This window comes from Streptomyces sp. NPDC003038 (assembly GCF_040611115.1).
Taxonomy (GTDB): Bacteria; Actinomycetota; Actinomycetes; order Streptomycetales; family Streptomycetaceae; genus Streptomyces.
Window position 1 is genome coordinate 54,449 of record NZ_JBEXNN010000012.1, and the last position, 14,407, is coordinate 68,855.

31 protein-coding genes are annotated in these 14,407 nt (G+C 72.0%); 27 read left to right on the top strand and 4 right to left on the bottom strand.

The features are described from left to right. Positions 1–52: 52 nt before the first annotated feature. A complete protein-coding gene (locus ABZX75_RS17160) occupies positions 53–697 on the bottom strand; it encodes a hypothetical protein (RefSeq protein WP_355411149.1) in 645 nt (214 codons plus the stop codon). Between the two features lie 24 nt (positions 698–721). After that, entirely contained in the window at positions 722–1,201 is a 480-nt protein-coding gene (locus tag ABZX75_RS17165; protein WP_355411151.1) for a helix-turn-helix transcriptional regulator, read from the bottom strand. Positions 1,202–1,440: 239 nt separating this feature from the next. Here ABZX75_RS17165 and ABZX75_RS17170 point away from each other — a divergent pair, with 239 nt between their 5' ends. The 19 genes from ABZX75_RS17170 to ABZX75_RS17260 all read left to right on the top strand — a co-directional run bounded on the left by ABZX75_RS17170 (position 1,441) and on the right by ABZX75_RS17260 (position 10,280). After that, positions 1,441–1,692 carry a helix-turn-helix transcriptional regulator gene (locus ABZX75_RS17170; protein WP_355411153.1) on the top strand — a complete coding sequence of 84 codons (252 nt, stop codon included), beginning with the start codon at positions 1,441–1,443 and terminating at the stop codon, positions 1,690–1,692. Further along, the gene (locus tag ABZX75_RS17175; RefSeq protein ID WP_355411155.1) at positions 1,689–2,030 is read left to right on the top strand and encodes a hypothetical protein; all 342 of its coding nucleotides are present in this window, start codon (positions 1,689–1,691) and stop codon (positions 2,028–2,030) included. The genes ABZX75_RS17170 and ABZX75_RS17175 overlap by 4 nt, the downstream gene beginning before the upstream one ends. A gap of 84 nt (positions 2,031–2,114) precedes the next feature. Then, positions 2,115–2,426, top strand: coding sequence for a hypothetical protein (locus ABZX75_RS17180; RefSeq protein WP_355411157.1), 312 nt, complete (start codon positions 2,115–2,117; stop codon positions 2,424–2,426). After that, positions 2,426–2,635, top strand: a complete 210-nt coding sequence (locus ABZX75_RS17185) for a hypothetical protein (RefSeq protein WP_355411159.1) — start codon at positions 2,426–2,428, stop codon at positions 2,633–2,635. Before ABZX75_RS17180 ends, ABZX75_RS17185 begins: the two co-directional genes overlap by 1 nt. Then, positions 2,635–3,426, top strand: coding sequence for a hypothetical protein (locus ABZX75_RS17190; RefSeq protein WP_355411161.1), 792 nt, complete (start codon positions 2,635–2,637; stop codon positions 3,424–3,426). Before ABZX75_RS17185 ends, ABZX75_RS17190 begins: the two co-directional genes overlap by 1 nt. Then, entirely contained in the window at positions 3,423–4,493 is a 1,071-nt protein-coding gene (locus tag ABZX75_RS17195) for a lambda-exonuclease family protein (protein WP_355411163.1), read from the top strand. The genes ABZX75_RS17190 and ABZX75_RS17195 overlap by 4 nt, the downstream gene beginning before the upstream one ends. Positions 4,494–4,495: 2 nt before the next feature. Beyond that, positions 4,496–5,491, top strand: coding sequence for a recombinase RecT (locus ABZX75_RS17200; RefSeq protein WP_355411165.1), 996 nt, complete (start codon positions 4,496–4,498; stop codon positions 5,489–5,491). Then, positions 5,488–6,225: an exonuclease domain-containing protein gene (locus ABZX75_RS17205; protein ID WP_355411167.1), complete on the top strand. Its 738-nt coding sequence runs from the start codon at positions 5,488–5,490 to the stop codon at positions 6,223–6,225. The genes ABZX75_RS17200 and ABZX75_RS17205 overlap by 4 nt, the downstream gene beginning before the upstream one ends. Continuing rightward, on the top strand, positions 6,213–6,452 hold the full coding sequence (locus tag ABZX75_RS17210) for a hypothetical protein (protein ID WP_355411169.1): 240 nt from the start codon (positions 6,213–6,215) through the stop codon (positions 6,450–6,452). The genes ABZX75_RS17205 and ABZX75_RS17210 overlap by 13 nt, the downstream gene beginning before the upstream one ends. Then, on the top strand, positions 6,445–7,137 hold the full coding sequence (locus ABZX75_RS17215; protein ID WP_355411171.1) for a hypothetical protein: 693 nt from the start codon (positions 6,445–6,447) through the stop codon (positions 7,135–7,137). Before ABZX75_RS17210 ends, ABZX75_RS17215 begins: the two co-directional genes overlap by 8 nt. Then, positions 7,134–7,943, top strand: a complete 810-nt coding sequence (locus ABZX75_RS17220) for a RusA family crossover junction endodeoxyribonuclease (protein ID WP_355411173.1) — start codon at positions 7,134–7,136, stop codon at positions 7,941–7,943. Before ABZX75_RS17215 ends, ABZX75_RS17220 begins: the two co-directional genes overlap by 4 nt. A gap of 2 nt (positions 7,944–7,945) precedes the next feature. Then, the gene (locus tag ABZX75_RS17225; RefSeq protein WP_355411175.1) at positions 7,946–8,269 is read left to right on the top strand and encodes a hypothetical protein; all 324 of its coding nucleotides are present in this window, start codon (positions 7,946–7,948) and stop codon (positions 8,267–8,269) included. Continuing rightward, entirely contained in the window at positions 8,269–8,487 is a 219-nt protein-coding gene (locus ABZX75_RS17230; RefSeq protein ID WP_355411177.1) for a helix-turn-helix domain-containing protein, read from the top strand. Before ABZX75_RS17225 ends, ABZX75_RS17230 begins: the two co-directional genes overlap by 1 nt. Next, positions 8,484–8,711, top strand: coding sequence for a hypothetical protein (locus ABZX75_RS17235; protein WP_355411179.1), 228 nt, complete (start codon positions 8,484–8,486; stop codon positions 8,709–8,711). Before ABZX75_RS17230 ends, ABZX75_RS17235 begins: the two co-directional genes overlap by 4 nt. An 81-nt stretch (positions 8,712–8,792) precedes the next feature. Next, positions 8,793–9,137, top strand: a complete 345-nt coding sequence (locus tag ABZX75_RS17240; RefSeq protein WP_355411181.1) for a WhiB family transcriptional regulator — start codon at positions 8,793–8,795, stop codon at positions 9,135–9,137. Positions 9,138–9,159: 22 nt separating this feature from the next. After that, positions 9,160–9,360 (top strand): hypothetical protein, encoded by a 201-nt coding sequence (locus ABZX75_RS17245; protein ID WP_355411183.1) that lies wholly within the window; start codon positions 9,160–9,162, stop codon positions 9,358–9,360. 116 nt (positions 9,361–9,476) lie between these two features. Beyond that, entirely contained in the window at positions 9,477–9,728 is a 252-nt protein-coding gene (locus ABZX75_RS17250; protein WP_355411185.1) for a helix-turn-helix domain-containing protein, read from the top strand. Beyond that, entirely contained in the window at positions 9,725–9,883 is a 159-nt protein-coding gene (locus ABZX75_RS17255) for a hypothetical protein (protein ID WP_355411187.1), read from the top strand. Before ABZX75_RS17250 ends, ABZX75_RS17255 begins: the two co-directional genes overlap by 4 nt. Positions 9,884–9,956: 73 nt before the next feature. Then, positions 9,957–10,280, top strand: coding sequence for a hypothetical protein (locus ABZX75_RS17260; protein ID WP_355411189.1), 324 nt, complete (start codon positions 9,957–9,959; stop codon positions 10,278–10,280). Positions 10,281–10,303: 23 nt separating this feature from the next. On the opposite strand, the gene ABZX75_RS17265 is transcribed toward ABZX75_RS17260, so the two are convergent. Then, positions 10,304–10,504 carry a type II toxin-antitoxin system prevent-host-death family antitoxin gene (locus ABZX75_RS17265; protein ID WP_355411191.1) on the bottom strand — a complete coding sequence of 67 codons (201 nt, stop codon included), beginning with the start codon at positions 10,502–10,504 and terminating at the stop codon, positions 10,304–10,306. 135 nt (positions 10,505–10,639) lie between these two features. Then, on the bottom strand, positions 10,640–10,849 hold the full coding sequence (locus tag ABZX75_RS17270) for a hypothetical protein (RefSeq protein WP_355411193.1): 210 nt from the start codon (positions 10,847–10,849) through the stop codon (positions 10,640–10,642). 373 nt (positions 10,850–11,222) lie between these two features. On the opposite strand from ABZX75_RS17270, the gene ABZX75_RS17275 reads away from it, so the two are divergent. From ABZX75_RS17275 to ABZX75_RS17310, 8 genes are all read left to right on the top strand, one after another. Further along, positions 11,223–11,678: a hypothetical protein gene (locus ABZX75_RS17275; RefSeq protein ID WP_355411195.1), complete on the top strand. Its 456-nt coding sequence runs from the start codon at positions 11,223–11,225 to the stop codon at positions 11,676–11,678. Beyond that, positions 11,675–12,124: a hypothetical protein gene (locus tag ABZX75_RS17280; protein WP_355411197.1), complete on the top strand. Its 450-nt coding sequence runs from the start codon at positions 11,675–11,677 to the stop codon at positions 12,122–12,124. Before ABZX75_RS17275 ends, ABZX75_RS17280 begins: the two co-directional genes overlap by 4 nt. Next, positions 12,111–12,302 carry a hypothetical protein gene (locus ABZX75_RS17285; RefSeq protein ID WP_355411200.1) on the top strand — a complete coding sequence of 64 codons (192 nt, stop codon included), beginning with the start codon at positions 12,111–12,113 and terminating at the stop codon, positions 12,300–12,302. The genes ABZX75_RS17280 and ABZX75_RS17285 overlap by 14 nt, the downstream gene beginning before the upstream one ends. Then, a complete protein-coding gene (locus tag ABZX75_RS17290) occupies positions 12,302–12,787 on the top strand; it encodes a DUF6011 domain-containing protein (RefSeq protein WP_355411202.1) in 486 nt (161 codons plus the stop codon). The genes ABZX75_RS17285 and ABZX75_RS17290 overlap by 1 nt, the downstream gene beginning before the upstream one ends. After that, a complete protein-coding gene (locus ABZX75_RS17295; protein ID WP_355411204.1) occupies positions 12,784–13,005 on the top strand; it encodes a hypothetical protein in 222 nt (73 codons plus the stop codon). Before ABZX75_RS17290 ends, ABZX75_RS17295 begins: the two co-directional genes overlap by 4 nt. Further along, positions 13,002–13,556: a hypothetical protein gene (locus ABZX75_RS17300; protein ID WP_355411206.1), complete on the top strand. Its 555-nt coding sequence runs from the start codon at positions 13,002–13,004 to the stop codon at positions 13,554–13,556. The genes ABZX75_RS17295 and ABZX75_RS17300 overlap by 4 nt, the downstream gene beginning before the upstream one ends. Before the next feature lie 147 nt (positions 13,557–13,703). Then, a complete protein-coding gene (locus ABZX75_RS17305) occupies positions 13,704–14,057 on the top strand; it encodes a hypothetical protein (protein WP_355411208.1) in 354 nt (117 codons plus the stop codon). Next, the gene (locus ABZX75_RS17310) at positions 14,054–14,404 is read left to right on the top strand and encodes a hypothetical protein (protein WP_355411210.1); all 351 of its coding nucleotides are present in this window, start codon (positions 14,054–14,056) and stop codon (positions 14,402–14,404) included. The genes ABZX75_RS17305 and ABZX75_RS17310 overlap by 4 nt, the downstream gene beginning before the upstream one ends. Positions 14,405–14,407 lie beyond the last annotated feature (3 nt).

Genomic DNA, 14,407 nt, shown 5'->3' on the forward strand with positions numbered 1-14,407 from the left:
TTGCCGGGGCCCTTCTGTGCGGGGGGTGGCGTGGGGGGTTGCCTGTGAGGAACTAGCCGGCGTCGCCGACGCCTTCGGCTGCTCGGGAGTGCTCGGTGTGCGGTTGCGGAATGGCGGTGAGGCGCGTTCGCAGTCGTACGGGTTCGTGGGCCGTGGGGGATCCCGCGGACCCGCTGGTCGCCGAGGCGCTGGAGGATCGGCCGGTTCCCCGACCAAACTTGGCAGCGCGTTCGCGCAGCACCTCCACGACCAGCGCGTTGTACTCGGTGGCGAGCTGGTCGAACTCCTCCTGGAGGTCGGCACGGACGCGGCGTTCGTACTGCTGGCCCGCAAGGGCCTCGTCCAACCGCTGCGCCAGCCGGACCAGTTGGGAGTTGTAGATCTCGACGGAACGATTCAGCCGCGCCTCACGGGCCTCGACCTCCCGGAGGCGCCGGTCGTGTTCCTCGCTGAGTCGTTGCCGCGTGGCCGTCAGGTCGGTGAGCTGCCCCTTGACGCGGTATTCGTGGCGGATGATCCACCGCTTCACAGTGCCGAGAGCGACCCGCGCGACAGCGATCATCGGGATCAGGCAGCCTGCCGAGAAGAGGAGGACGGCGCCTACGTCCTCGGGCTTGAATTTCTGCGTCGCCGCGAGAGTGAGGGTGATACCAGCGCCAAACCCGCACAGTGTGGCGATGGTGGTCCTGCACGGCATATAGACGGCCCCCTTGCCTCGTGCCTACGGGTCCCCCGTGGACGCCGTATCTGGACGGTGCTGCTGATCCGCATCCTGCTGTAGCCGGATCGCCTGGGTGATGTTGCTGATGAGCATTCCGCGAATCATGGGATCCGTGATGCCCCATGCGTCGGCTGCCGCTGACGGGGAGAGCGGTTGTGGCTGTGGAGTAGCTGAGAGTACATCTGCTACTACGGTTTTGCGCCTGTCTTCCTTCGGAATGATTTCTGCCTCAATCAAGAGGTCCATGACGTCCACGCCGACTGCTCTCGCCAGTCCGCTGATCGCGGCAGGGCTGGGCAGCGTCTGGCCATCGAGCATGCGGCCGACGCTGCTCTTGTGCATGCCGCTCTTCTCGGCTAGCTCCTGCCGCCCGCCGGCCCCTGGTGTGAGGTCGAAGCCTGCCTTGGTGGCGAGCTCGTAGATGAGGGCACCGAAGCGCTGGGCCACGGTCTCTCGCTTGGGGGGTTCCATACTCCGCATGCCCCGGAGGGTAGCGCTCGTGCATGCAACTGTGTAGCGCTTGCATGCGTGCAATCGTGCAGGTCGGGGGCGGTTTTCTCCAAAGGCCTGATGGGGCAAGGCGTGCGCCGGAGTGGTCTGCCTGAAATTCACAACGGGAATCCCTCGTGTTGCTGGTTGCGTGCATGCAAGCGACTGATCTACGGTTGCACCCAAGCAACCGCGTTGCACTGCTGCAACCGACTGTGAAGGGAGGAACTGTGTCCAGGCATCGCCTCCGTACCGACCTGGTCAACAAGGCGGCTGAGGACGCTGGGGACGACACCAGCCTCGCCATCGCCCGCCGCGCGGGTCTCGCAAACTCGACGATCACCCGGTTGCTCGACGGGGAGACCACGCCCTCCGTGGCGACCCTCATCGCGATCAGGGACGCGTACGGGTTCGAGACGCTCGACGAGCTGCTGACGGACGCCTCCACGAGTGTCCCGGACGCCGGGAAGGTGCCGGCATGAGCCGCACTCTCCAGGTCCGGGCGGCAGCCGTATCCGCAAGGCGCGAGTACTGCCGGTGCACCACCGTCCGCAACTACAAGTACGGCGAGGCCGCCGACAAGCTCGGGTGCTCCGAGCGGTGGCTGCGAGACCGCATAAGCAGCCTGCCGCACCAGCGGATCGGCGAGAACGCCGTCTTCTGCGAGTGCGAGCTGTCGATCATCCAGGCCCTTTGCAGCGTGATGCCGGCCTCCGTCGCACCCGCGCTGAACCAGGCCGCTCCGACGCTCACCAGCGCCGAGACCCCCGCCGTCACCCTCCGCTCCATCCGCCCCGCTCAGGGACGCAAGCGCGCCTGACGGCGGACGGGGCCGCCCGGACCGTGCCGGGTCCAGACGTCCCCGCCCACCCAGTCACCTCAACCACCAGTGAATCGAGGGACCGTGACCGAACACTCTAACCCCCAGGCCAGCGCCGCTACGGCGCTCAGCCAACTCCTCACCGAGCACCCCGAACTGACCGGCCTCACCTGGACGATCGACACCGTCGGAGTCCTCCAGGGCGAGCAGCACGGCCAGAACGGCAGCGGCGAGATCGTGGACCGCTGCGCTGAGATCATCGGCGGCACCGTTCTGCGCACCTCCATCTGGCACCACGGCGACGGCCAGGGCCTCGCCCAGCTCGCCACCGAGTGGCGTGACGTGCTCGTGAAGGTCTGGGCGAGCTACCCCAAGACCCCGGCGGTGGCGGCCTGATGAGCCTCGAACTACTCGTCGGCGCGCTGATGATCGCCGCGTTCGTCGCGCTGGTCGCCTCCGTGGTCGCGAGCCGCTGCCTGACCAGCGAGCGCGCGCCGGAGAAGCACACGGCCGACTGCCGCCACTGCACGGCGCTGCGCCACCCCTCCCACCGTGCCATCCGCGCCGCCCTGTCCACCCTCCCCGGCCAGCGAGGAGGCGAGTGATGGCCAAGCGCTCCCCCTACCGGGCCACGACCGACCACCAGGCCGCCGCCAAGGCCGCCCGCGCCGAGCGCGGCACATGGAAGCTGGCTGGCCTCTACAACAGCAGCCCGAGCGCCCGAACCGTTGCCCGCCTCATTGGGGCCGGCGACGCGAAGTACCCCGCCTACCGCCCCGCCGGGGCCTTCGAGGCGTACGCCGCCCCTGCCGGGGACGAGGTGACCGTCTGGGTGCGGTACGTCGCCGGGGACGAGCCGGTGAAGCCGCTCCCGGACCGCATGAGCGTCCGGGTCTGTGACCGGGGTGACGGGCGGGAGTACGTCGGGGTGTGCATCGTCACCGTGACGATCTCCACCCTGTGCCCGGTGTGCGGCGGGCCGCGCGGCTGGGACACCGTCCGGCCCCACCGGTTCCACGAGGACGGCGAATGGCTGGTCGTGGACTGCTGGGACAACCCGTGCGGGCACGTGGACGCGTACGCCGCCGTACTGCGCGAGTCCCGCGATCAGCAACTGCCCCCGCCGGCCCCGGTGGTCGAGGAGCCTCCTGCCCCGGCCGAAGAGGACGGCCCGGTAGCGCTCATCCTCGCCGCCGCCAGTGAGCGGCGCGGCATGCACGCGAAGCAGGCCGCCCAGCTCCTGGATCAGCACGGCTACACGGACGCCGCCGCGGTCGTGATGGCCGAGCTGAAGAACCGCCGCGGCCACATGTCCGCCAAGGGCGCCGCGAGTCTGCTGCACACCCTCGCCCGCGACGCCGCCCCGACCACCGCGACCACGAGGAACGACGCGTGACCATCACCACCACCGAGCGGACCGGGGCCCAGGCCCCGGCCGCCCGTCGGCCGGACGCGCCGACTGCCCGTCTCCTCCTCCCGGCGGACGCCTCGCGCGAGGCCTGGGAGGCCACCCGCCGTGCCGGTCTCGGCGGCTCCGACATCGCCGCCATCCTCGGCCTGGGAGGCGGGAAGTACACCAGCCCGCGCCACGTCTACGAGGCCAAGCACGGCCGGCCGGTCGAAGTGGACTCCGAGGAAGCCGAAATCGGCACCGAGATCGAGGACTTCATCGCCCGGCTGTTCTCCAAGCGGAGCGGGCTGCCCATTGCGACGCCTCCCGGCACGCTCGTGCACACCGAGCGATGGTGGATGCTCGCCAACGTCGACCGCTACGTCCTCAACGAGGACGGGGCGGTCGTCGGGCCGCTGGAGTGCAAGAACCGCAGCGAGTACCAGGCGTCCGACTGGGAGAACGGCGTCCCGGACGCCCCCGCGATCCAGTGCCACTGGTACATGGCGGTCGGCGGCTGGTCCCACGGTTACGTGGCCGCGCTCGTGGGCGGCAACAAGCTCAGGTACCACCGCCTGGAGCGCGACGAGGAGCTGATCGGCTACCTCGTCGACTACTGCGGCAAGTGGTACCAGCGCCACGTCGTCGAGGGGTTCCCGCCCCCGGCCGACGGCTACGAGGCGACGGCGAACCTGCTGGCCAAGCTCTGGTCCGCGAAGCCCGAGACGATCGCCGAGATCGACGTCGCCAAGGCCCAGGAACTGCGCGCCCGTCGCGGTGAGCTCAAGGCACAGGAGACGGTTCTCGCCGAGCAGCTGCGCACCGTCGAGAACGAGATGCGTCTGCTGACCGGCGAGAACGAGATCGCCATGGCGGGCGGTAAGCCGGCCTGGACCTGGAAGGCCAACGGCACGTTCGCCAGCAAAAGGTTCACCAAGGCCGAGCCCGAATTGGCCGCCGAGTACACGCACCTGGTCCCCGCCCTGGACCTCGACCGCCTCAAGACCGAGAAGCCCGACGTGTACGCGAAGTACCGCGCCCGGCAGCTCCTCGTCCCCGCGAAGGGAATCTGATCATGGCTCTCACGAGCCTCAAGGACCGCGTGCGCGCGGCCACCCATGACAAGCCCGCCGCCCCCGCGCCTGTCCGGCCTGCCGAGACCGTGAAGGACGCCACGGCCGACGAGATGCACGCGGCCGAGCAGCAGGAGGGTGGGGAGACCACCGACGCCGTCCTGGCCTGGCTGGAGCGGTACGGCGACCACTTCACCAAGGCCCTGCCGTCGCACGTCGATACGGGGGCGTTCCTCGCCGCCGTACGGGCCGCTCTGCCAGGCCTGGTCCGGTGCACGCCGGCGAGCCTGTTGCAGGCGCTCCTGACGTGCGCCCGGTTCGGTCTCCTGCCGGACGGCCGGCACGCGGTCATCAAGGCCGAGGGTGCCCAGGCGGTGTTCGTGCCGATGTACCAGGGCTACGTCGAGTTGATGTACCGCTCGGGCCGTGTCGGTTCGGTGCATGTCGGCCTGGTCCACGAGCACGACGAGTGGAACTTCGAGCCGACGGCCCCGGCGCCGGACGACTTCACCCACCGGCCGCGCGTGGACCTGCCGAAGGCCGACCGCGGGCCCGCGATCCTCGCCTACGCCTTCTGCTGGATGACGTCCGGTGCCCGCTCGCAGGTCGTCGTCCTGTCGCGGGAGGACGCCGAGGAGATCCGCGACGAGTACAGCCAGGCGTACCGGCGGGCCGAGGAGACGGGGGCGAAGAACTCGTTCTGGCACACGGACTTCAACGCCATGTGGGCCAAGTCGGCGCTGCGGCGGGTGCACAAGGTGGTGCCGATGTCGGCGGAGCTGGTGCAGCTCATCAAGGCCGACGAGGCCGGTGAGGCCGGGCAGGTCCAGGTGATCCACGCCCCAGAGGACGCCGGACTCCTGGCGGAGGCCGAGGAGGCCCACAAGCGGGCCGAGGAGTCCCAGGCCCCCGAGGAGACCCGCGTCCGGCCGCTGGCCCGGAAGCGGTCCCAGCCCCGCCGGACGACCCGCAGGGGCCGGAAGGGGAGCCGTCGGTGACCTGGATTTCCAGGCCCCTCGTCGGGTTCGACGTCGAGTCGACCGGGGTTGACCCCGAGTCGGATCGCATCGTCACGGCCGCCGTCGTCTCGTACGACGGCGGCGGCCGGCCCGCCAGGGTCCGCACGTGGATGGCGGACCCCGGCGTGCCCATCCCGGCCGGGGCGACGAAGGTGCACGGCATCACGACGGAACTGGCCCGCTCGGCGGGCCGCCCGGCCGCCGCGGTGGTCGCCGAGGTCGTCGCCGCCCTCGTCGAGGCTGTGAACGACGGCCCGCCGATCGTCGTGATGAACGCGCCGTTCGACCTGACGATGCTGGAGCGGGAGGCCGAGCGGCACGGTACGAAGTCGCTCTTCTCGGCGGCCGTTCCCCTCGTCCTCGACCCGCGCGTGCTGGACAAGCATGCCGACCGGTACCGGCGCGGCTCGCGCCGCCTCGAGGACCTGTGCCGCACGTACGGCGTGGAGCACGGTGGCGCCCACGACGCGGGCGCGGACGCGGTCGCCGCGTGCGACGTCACCGTGGCCATCGGCGAGGCGTACCCGCACCTGGGCCGGATGCCGCTGGAGGACCTGCACGAGCGACAGGCCCGCTGGTACGCCGACCAACAGGCCAGTCTGCGGGAGCACTTCGCGACGACGCCCGGCAAGGCCCACCTGGTCGCGTCCGTGCGGACGGACTGGCCGCTCGTCCCCGCCATGCGGACTGGCTTCGAGGGGTGGGGACGTTGATCGCCCACGTCCTCTCCAGCGTCCTGGCGGCGATCGCCCTCGTGGCGCTGCTCATGGCCATCGTGCCCCGGCGCCGGTACGGCCCGACCGCCGAGTTCCGGACGGGCCCCCTGTGGGCCTGGTGCCCGGCCGAGCGGCAGGTGACGCCCCACCGAAGCGACGCCGGCGCTCGCCGGTGCCTGTCCTGCAAGACCACCACCCGCACAGAGGAGGACATCCATGGATGAGCCGTTCGGCCCCGAGTACGTACGGCCCGCACAGGCGGACTGCGAGCGCTGCGAGTGCTGCACGGCGGCGCTGTGCGAGCGCGGCCAGATCAGCGTGCTGCGGTGCTACGGCCACGTCGACCCCGAGCACCGCGCCACCGTGGAGAACTGCCCGTGCTCGGCGGAGACGACGCGGCACACCGCCGCGTGGCGGGAGGCGCAGGTCCGCGTCACCCTGCTCGCCCGCGACCTGCCCTTGGCGACGGAGGAGGAGGACCTGCTGCGTGCCTTGGCGAAGGGCGCGCACGTCGAGGACCCCGACGAGCTGTTCCCGCAGTTGAAGGTACGCGGGCTGGCGCAGCTCGTGCACGGCCTCCCCGCGATCACGCCGCTCGGGCACACCTACCTGGCGGCTCGGGACGACGAGCGGGCGGTGACGGCGGTGCAGGTGCGGGACGTCGACATGAAGGCGCGCACCGCCCAGGTCACGGTCTCCGCATGGTGGTCCGAGGCGCCGGTGACCGTGCTCGTGGACCAGATCGTCAGCGAGGCTGGCGTGGACATCGACTCGCTGCCCGGACGGTGGCTGGAGGCCGAGGCGAACTGGCTGGCGGAGTCCCCGGACCGGCTGGTGCTGACCGGCTTCCGGAAGTCCTCCCAGGTGCCCACCGGCTCGATGCGCGCGGACGGCGGTACGGGCGAGTGACCGATGCACTGACCGTCGTGCGGGTCATCGCCGTCCAGGAGGGCGGGCAGATGGACTGCTGCGACACCGACAGCGCGCACGTGTGGGTCCGGGTCATGGCCTGGTCCCCGCGTCGCGCGTTCCTCACCGACGCGGCGCCCTTCGTGGCGGCCTCCGGTATCCCGGCCGACGACCTGGCCGGGCGGACGTTCCTCGCCGAACTCGATCTCGACGCGATCCCGGGCAACGAGGACACGGCGGGGGAGCGGCTGGAGTGGCCGGGGCTGCGGCTGGCACCGAGGGGTCCCGAGCAGGACTCGGCGCCGATGCTCCTCGCGGCGTCTCTGCTGCCCGCTGGCGGGCCGGAGCTGGACGTCGTACGGGCCCGGCTCCTGGCCCAGGCCCTCGCCCCGGGCACGGAGAAGTTCACGATGGTGGTCCTGGACGGGACACCGGCGAGCAAGGGCCGCCCTCGGTTCGGCGGCAACGGGCGGGCGTACAAGGCCGACACGGACAAGGTGGCGGAGACCCGCACGCAGTGGCAGCTGCGCCGCGCGTTCCGGCGGCCGCTCGTCGGGAACCTGGCGCTCGGCGCGATTTTCTTCCGTCCGGACCGGCAGCGGATCGACGTCGACAACATGCTCAAGCACGTCTGCGACGCCGGGAACACGATCGCGTGGGTCGACGACGCGCAGATCACTGCGCAGTACGGCGTCGCCGAGCTGGACGCGGCGGCCCCGCGCACCGTGCTCGTCGTCGCCCGCCATGTCTCCTCGCTGGACCGTACGGACGTCGCTCCGCCGTCGCCCCGCCAGAAGGTGAGGTGACCGTGACCTCCGAGGAGACTGCTGCCGCCGCTGCGGCGCCGCGTACGGGTGGCCGGCCTGCGTCGGGCACGTCGTGGGAGGACGCCTTCGAGCAGCGGACCGACCCGGTCGAGGGCGGCCACCTGCGCTGGACGGGTGCGACCGGCGCCCGGGGCACGCCCGTGGTGGCGTACCGCGGGCAGGTCGAGACGGCGTACCGGCTGGCGTTCCGCTGGCACCACGGCCGGGAGCCCCAGGGCAACGTCCGGCCGACGTGCGACTACCCGCGCTGCGTGGCCGGCGAGCACCTGGCCGACCGCGCGCTCCGCGAAGGAGGCACGGCGTGATGTACGGCGCGACGTGGGACAAGGGCATCGACCTGGTCGCCGTGGAGCGTGCCGCGTCGCTCCTTGGCGAGTGCCCGCCCCTCCAGCCGGACGAAGTCCTGCGCGCGGTACGGGTGATGACGGAGGCCGGCCGGTCCGCCGAGACGATCGCCGACCGGCTCGGGATATGCGCCCGAACGGTAACCCGCTGGCGCGACGACATGGGCCTCGCGTCATGAGCTGGGTCGAGGTGTTCTTCGCCTACATCGTCACAGTCGACGCCGTGGTGGCGACCGCCGACGTGTGGGGGCCGCTGCTCACCGGAGCCGCCTGCCTCGGCATTGCGGCCCGCCTGGCTCCCGGCCGGGGCCGACACCGCCGGACACGTCGTCCGGACACGTCCGGAGACGACGCGGACAACGCTCCCGCCTTAACGACCCTCACCCCCAGTCCACGCCTTTGACCTGCGCGGACACCGTCCGGACACGCCCGGCGGGGCCTGTCCGGACGGCGTCCGGAATCACCCAGCAAGCAAGGAGCAGCCATGCCGCGCATACCCCGACCGAACGACCACAGGACTCTGCCGCGCGCCCGCACCTGGAAGGACGACGCGGCGTGCCTCGGTGTCCCCACCCAGGTGTTCTTCGCCCTCGGCAAGGGCCCCCAGGCCAGCGCCGACGAGGCATACGCCAAGTCGATCTGCGTCCGGTGCCCGGTGCGCTCGAAGTGCCTCACGCACGCCCTGACGGCGCGGGAGGACTACGGCGTGTGGGGTGGCCTCAACGAGGACGAGCGGGCCGCACTCCTGGCCCAGGCACGGCGTGCGGCCGAGCGGCAGCGCCGCAAGGAGCGGGAGAAGGCGAAGGCCGATGCCTCCGCGGCGGCGTAGCCGTGGCCCCGTCAAGCGGGTCATGGCCCTGCCGCCCGGCGGCCTCCTCGACTGGACCGATTCCGACCACTTCGCGCAGGACGCCCGGCCCTGCTGGTACTGCGGCGCCCCCACGCACTTGCGGGACGAGGACAGCCGGCCGGCGGACAAGGTCTGCGCAGAGGCGGCGCTCGCCGAGATCGACCACATCGTCCGGGCGTACAGCGGCCAGGCCCAGCTCTGACCGCCCGGATCTTTCCGTACCGGCTGGCCTGAGTCGCTTCGGTCGCTGGCCACCCTCGCGGCCGGGCCCGACGCCCGGCCGTACGACACAGCACCTCCGCACAGAAGGAACGACCCATGAGCAACGACCAGACCACCCCCGAGCGGCGCGGCTCCCGCCAGGAGCTGACCCGCCGCCCGCGCGTGAAGGGCGAGAAGCGGGCCGCGCTGAAGAAGGCCCTCGCGGACGGTTACGCCGCCGACAACTCGATCCGTGCCCTGGCCGCCGAGCACGACATGTCGTACGGGCTGACGCGGACGCTGCTGCTCGACGCCGGCGTCACGCTCCGCCCGCGCGCCCGCCGCCCCCGGAAGGCGGCCGGCCAGTGAACACGTGGGCCCGGTTCTACCTCGGCGTCGGGTGTGGTGCCGCCGCTGCCGCGATCACCTACGCCATCACGACCGCCCCGCCGTGGTGGTGGCTCGTCGGCCTGATCGTCGCCGTCCTGATCTGGTTCGGCGAATTCCTCGACGAAGCGATCTGACCCCTCGCCCAGGCACCCGGCCCGGGGCCAACCGGCCCCGGGCCTCAACCAGTTCCCCAGGAAGGAGAAGCGGATGCCCCAGCGCTCGATCTGCATGGTCTGCCGCGCCGCAGTGCTGTGGACTGTCACCGAGAGCGGAAAGCGCATGGCCGTCGACCCCGAGCCGGACGAGAAGGGCAACACCGCGGTCTACCGCGACGGGACGGGCACGTACCGGTCCCGCCGCCCATCCGAGGAACTGCCCCGCATGGGCTGGGAGAAGCTGCACATCCCCCACGTAGCGACGTGCGCGGCCCGACGTCCCGCGCCGGACCAGGCGCGCGCGCAGCCCGGCCCGCTGCCGCCCGGCGTGCTTGACCTCGCCGCCTACCGCCGCAAGGCACGGGGCCGGTCATGAGGGCCCATGGCGGTTCTCCTCGGTCAGGCCGAGAGCTCGTCCCCCGGCTCCTCGCGCGCCGCCTCAGCTGCCTCCGCTACGTCCACCGGGACGATCGCCGCCACTCGCCGGCCACGGCTCGTCACGTAGGTGATCCGGCCCCGGACGGTGCTCTCGTGCAGCACGTCGGACAGCTGGGTCCGCAGGTCGCGGACTCCGATCTCGGCGGTGGTGTTCGCAGGCATACGCAGAGGGTAGCTGATGTACGCGAGCGTACGCTAGTGTACACATTAGGGATCAAGGTCCGCCCCCCTCCTCCCGAGGCGTGCGGCGCCGCCCAGACCCACCCGACCGGCACGACCGAGAAGAGATGCCGTGAGCTACGAGCAGGACGACAGCGGGCACAGGCCCGGCTGCGCGCCGCACGAGTTCGGCAATGCCCTGGCGTGGAAGTGGACCCGGGCCATGCCGAAGGGCCTCAAGGGCGGGTTCCTGACGATGTTGTACGCGATGCGGGCGATGGCGTCCGCGAGCGGTGAGATGCGGTTCTCAGGCGACGGGAAGCCCATCCGGATCCAGGACATCGCCAAGGCCGCCGGGTGCAGGGAGCAGGACGCTCGGCGGTACCTGGAGGCGGCTATGCGGGCCGGCGTGGTGGTGACGATCGGGGAGCGGCGCCGGGGGAAGCCGACGCTGTACGCGCTCGTGCTGTGCCCGTGCCCGACGTGGGAGGCGGCGGCCGACTATCTCAGGTCGACGGCTCGGCCCCGGAAGTCGGACGACGAAAGTTCGGGCCACAGTGGCCCGAACTCGGAGGGCGAAGTTCGGGCCACAGAGGCACGAACTGGCGCCGAAGGGGTTCGGTCCACAGAGGCACGTATGGGTTCAGTCCACAGAGGCACGAATGGTTCGGGCCACAGTGGTCCGAACAACCCAGGGGTTACCCAGGAACCACCCCAGGAGATGGCTGATGTAGTACCGCAGCCACAGGAGCGCGCGGGCGAGGAAGCCGAAGACGATTCGCTCCAGCAGCACGAGAAGGCCGTGACCGCTGCGCGGCCCGACGGCCCCGAGGACCGGTTCGCCGGTGAGCGGTACTGCCGTTGCGGGCAGCGCATCATGCGGGCCGACCGTGACCGCTGCGCCGGTTGCATCCGGGCGGACGACGCCGAGGCGAAGGCCGCCAAGGAGGCCGCGAAGGGCGTCCAGGGCGCGTTCCTGCTGCCGCTGGCCGGAGGCGGGGAGTCCGTGCCCGCGCCGCGCCGAGAGCGCCCCCGGTTGCCCCAAGAGGACCCGTTGGCGCCCCTGCGGGTCTGCGCCTGCGGCCGTGAGTTCCGGCTGCGGGACTCGGACCGCTGTCCCGACTGCGTGTTCGCTGCCGAGGAGCAGCAGCGCGCACTGAAGGTGAGCAACGCGTGAACCCCGACTTCCTGCCCCCGCTGGGCGCCGCCCTGCGCAAGCTCGGTGAGTACGCCGCCCGGCACGAGGTAAACGACTCGACCCTTGCCGACATCGCCGCCGACCTCGACCGCGCCCGGTCGCTCGTCGCCTCCGCGAGGGGTAACCCGCGGGCGAACAGCTGCCTGCGGCACCCCGGTTCCCCGGTCGACCCGTCGGCCGAGAACGGGTGCCTGCTGTGCGGCAACTCCCAGCGGCGGCCCGCCAAGGAGCTGCCCGACGACTTCGTGCCCGGCGAGGTACTGCGCGTCCTCGAGGAGCACGGCCACGACGTGGCGGCCGATCGGTTCGGGGCGCGGGCTGTGGCCCACGCCATCGCGCTCGGCCTGCGCCAGCCCTCCACCCGACGGCCCGGCCTCCCGGCCGGCCACGACGACGAAGGAGAAACGCCTGATGGAGACCGATGAGCGGCCCTGCCCGGGGCCGTCGTACCAGCGGGCCGAGTGCCCCGTGTGCCACTTCGACTACGCCTTGACCAGCGAGGGCCTGGTCGGACGGCACAATGGCGTCGACGCGGCCGGGTTCTCGACCGGCCGCCGCTGCAACGGAGTCGGCCGACTCCCGTTCGTCCCGGCAGGTGCCTGATGGCGGCGCCCACGATCGACTGGCCCGAGCTGGACGCCATCGCCGACGGGTACTACGCGATCCCCGACCCGGACGACGCGGACGTGATGACGTACTGGCGTCGGACGCGGACCGCGCGGACGAACGCGCTCAAGCCGTGGCCCACTCGGGCCTGGTACGGGCCGAAGGTCCCGCGCCGGTCCGAGGTCCCGATGGACCGGCTGGCGCGCGCGGAGTTCGTCGCCGCCTGGTCGACGTCGCGGCGCGCGTACCTGGACCAGGTCGTCGCCGTCATCGCCGCGGACCCGGTAGCGGCCGGGCGGCGGTTCGCCGACTTCGGCATCCGCTGCTGCCAGTGCGGACGGCCGCTGAGCGACGACACGTCGAAGGCGTATGGGATCGGGCCCGAGTGCCGCAGCGGCATCCCCGCCGATGTCCTCGCCCGCTACCTGACGCCGCAGGTCGGCCGGATCCACGCCGCCGCAGTGGTGGGGGAGGACCGGTGACGGCCCGGCGCGGCGCGTACACCGCCACCCCGTGCCGGGCCTGCCGGATCCCGAAGCCGCCCCACCTGTACCTGTGCGGCGCCTGCTGGGGCGCCCTGCCCGCCGCCGCCCGCCGGGCCCTGAACAAGCGCGACGGCCGGGCCTTCGCCCGGCTGCGCGAGCTGCACGCCCACATCGACAGCGAACAGCCCCTGGAAGAACTGGAGATCACGTCGTGACCTGGATCAGCCGCATCGACGTCGCCGAGGCCCTGGAGGCCGCCGGATGGGTCGGCGACGAGCCCGACCCGCTCGGCTTGCTGCGCCACCCGTCCGGCGCCGTGTGGGCCGTGTCGAACGACTCCGGCGACTGCGGGCTGGACTGCCCCGGTGGCGCGGTCGTCGAGTTCCCCGGCGACGCCCCGGACCAGGTGGTCATCGCCGCGTGCCTGGCCGCGGCGGACCAGCTGGAGGCCGCGCCGACGGTCGTCTGCGACACGGAAGGTCACGCCATCCCGTGCGCCTGCTCCCAGGAATCGGCTCGGCCCGAACTGCCCGTCCGGGTGCCGCGCGCCCAGACGGCCACCTACACGGTGCCGTCGCTGTCCCGCACCGAGGTCAACGCCCAGGCCCGAAGCAACCCGAGGCCGGCCGACTGCCGCCAGTGCCAGGCCGGTACGCCTGTCGACCACTGGCCCAGCGGCCTCACCTGCCGCTCCTCCTTCGCCCAGGACGGCTTCGGCACCGACCGCCTGGTCCGCGTGCACTGCACGTGCGACCGCTGCTTCTGACCGCACACCCCTGACCGCCGAGGCGTGCAGCTGCGGCGCCCCGCGCCCCACCAACCTCCCGTGACGACCGGCGCCGCCCGCCCTCGTCCCAACCGAGGGCGGCCCGGCCCGGCCACCATCCCACTTCCGCGCGGAAGGACTCCGCCTGTGACCACTGCCCGCCGCGTGACCATCAGCCTGTACGCCATGGCGTACATGGCCGCCCTGTACGTCGGCGTCACCGCCGCCGACGACGGCCACCACCTGTACGCGCACACCCTGTTCGGTGTCTCTATGGCTCTGCTCGTGGCCATATACCGCGAGTACCGGAATACCGCCCTGCTGATCCACATCGTCGGTGTCTACCGGCACAACCAGCGGCCCGACTACGACGAGGACGCCGCCGCGATCGAGTACGCGACCGCGTTCCCGCCCGGCTGCCGCTGCGAGACCTGGTGGATCAGCATGGGCGCCGACCACGACACGACGTGCCCGGCCTACGCCAGGGAGGAAAGCCCGTGAACCCGCCCTACGGCGAACCGCTGCTGTGGGACGAGGTCCCAACGGCGCTCACCGCCGCCATAGTCGCCGCGCTCACCGGCGCCGGCCTGGCCGGCGTCCACGCCACCGAGCACAGCGTCGTCGTCCCGCTCGACGACCACGCCCCCGGCCTGCCCGGCCCGGCCGCCAAGGGCGAGCACCTGTACGTGCTGTGGGGCGCCGCCTTGCCCGAGTGGTCGTGGGGCACCGCCCACCCCAACGCGCCCGTCGGCGGCCCACTGTCGCCGCTCCTGGCCCCCGCCGACGACCCCGCCCACATTGCCGCGCAGATCCTCCGCGTCCTGCGCACCGGCCGCGCCCTGCCCTAACCC

Excerpts from the sequence above, each read along its gene's own strand:
- ABZX75_RS17285 (WP_355411200.1), top strand. The coding sequence starts at position 12,111 with ATGGAGACCGATGAGCGGCCCTGCCCGGGGCCGTCGTACCAGCGGGCC.
- ABZX75_RS17185 (WP_355411159.1), top strand. The coding sequence starts at position 2,426 with ATGAGCCTCGAACTACTCGTCGGCGCGCTGATGATCGCCGCGTTCGTC.
- ABZX75_RS17260 (WP_355411189.1), top strand. The coding sequence starts at position 9,957 with ATGCCCCAGCGCTCGATCTGCATGGTCTGCCGCGCCGCAGTGCTGTGG.
- ABZX75_RS17165 (WP_355411151.1), bottom strand. The coding sequence starts at position 1,201 with ATGCGGAGTATGGAACCCCCCAAGCGAGAGACCGTGGCCCAGCGCTTC.
- ABZX75_RS17275 (WP_355411195.1), top strand. The coding sequence starts at position 11,223 with ATGGCTGATGTAGTACCGCAGCCACAGGAGCGCGCGGGCGAGGAAGCC.
- ABZX75_RS17240 (WP_355411181.1), top strand. The coding sequence starts at position 8,793 with ATGCCGCGCATACCCCGACCGAACGACCACAGGACTCTGCCGCGCGCC.
- ABZX75_RS17190 (WP_355411161.1), top strand. The coding sequence starts at position 2,635 with ATGGCCAAGCGCTCCCCCTACCGGGCCACGACCGACCACCAGGCCGCC.
- ABZX75_RS17215 (WP_355411171.1), top strand. The coding sequence starts at position 6,445 with ATGGATGAGCCGTTCGGCCCCGAGTACGTACGGCCCGCACAGGCGGAC.
- ABZX75_RS17200 (WP_355411165.1), top strand. The coding sequence starts at position 4,496 with ATGGCTCTCACGAGCCTCAAGGACCGCGTGCGCGCGGCCACCCATGAC.
- ABZX75_RS17235 (WP_355411179.1), top strand. The coding sequence starts at position 8,484 with ATGAGCTGGGTCGAGGTGTTCTTCGCCTACATCGTCACAGTCGACGCC.
- ABZX75_RS17245 (WP_355411183.1), top strand. The coding sequence starts at position 9,160 with ATGGCCCTGCCGCCCGGCGGCCTCCTCGACTGGACCGATTCCGACCAC.
- ABZX75_RS17290 (WP_355411202.1), top strand. The coding sequence starts at position 12,302 with ATGGCGGCGCCCACGATCGACTGGCCCGAGCTGGACGCCATCGCCGAC.
- ABZX75_RS17250 (WP_355411185.1), top strand. The coding sequence starts at position 9,477 with ATGAGCAACGACCAGACCACCCCCGAGCGGCGCGGCTCCCGCCAGGAG.
- ABZX75_RS17160 (WP_355411149.1), bottom strand. The coding sequence starts at position 697 with ATGCCGTGCAGGACCACCATCGCCACACTGTGCGGGTTTGGCGCTGGT.
- ABZX75_RS17265 (WP_355411191.1), bottom strand. The coding sequence starts at position 10,504 with ATGCCTGCGAACACCACCGCCGAGATCGGAGTCCGCGACCTGCGGACC.
- ABZX75_RS17230 (WP_355411177.1), top strand. The coding sequence starts at position 8,269 with ATGTACGGCGCGACGTGGGACAAGGGCATCGACCTGGTCGCCGTGGAG.
- ABZX75_RS17175 (WP_355411155.1), top strand. The coding sequence starts at position 1,689 with ATGAGCCGCACTCTCCAGGTCCGGGCGGCAGCCGTATCCGCAAGGCGC.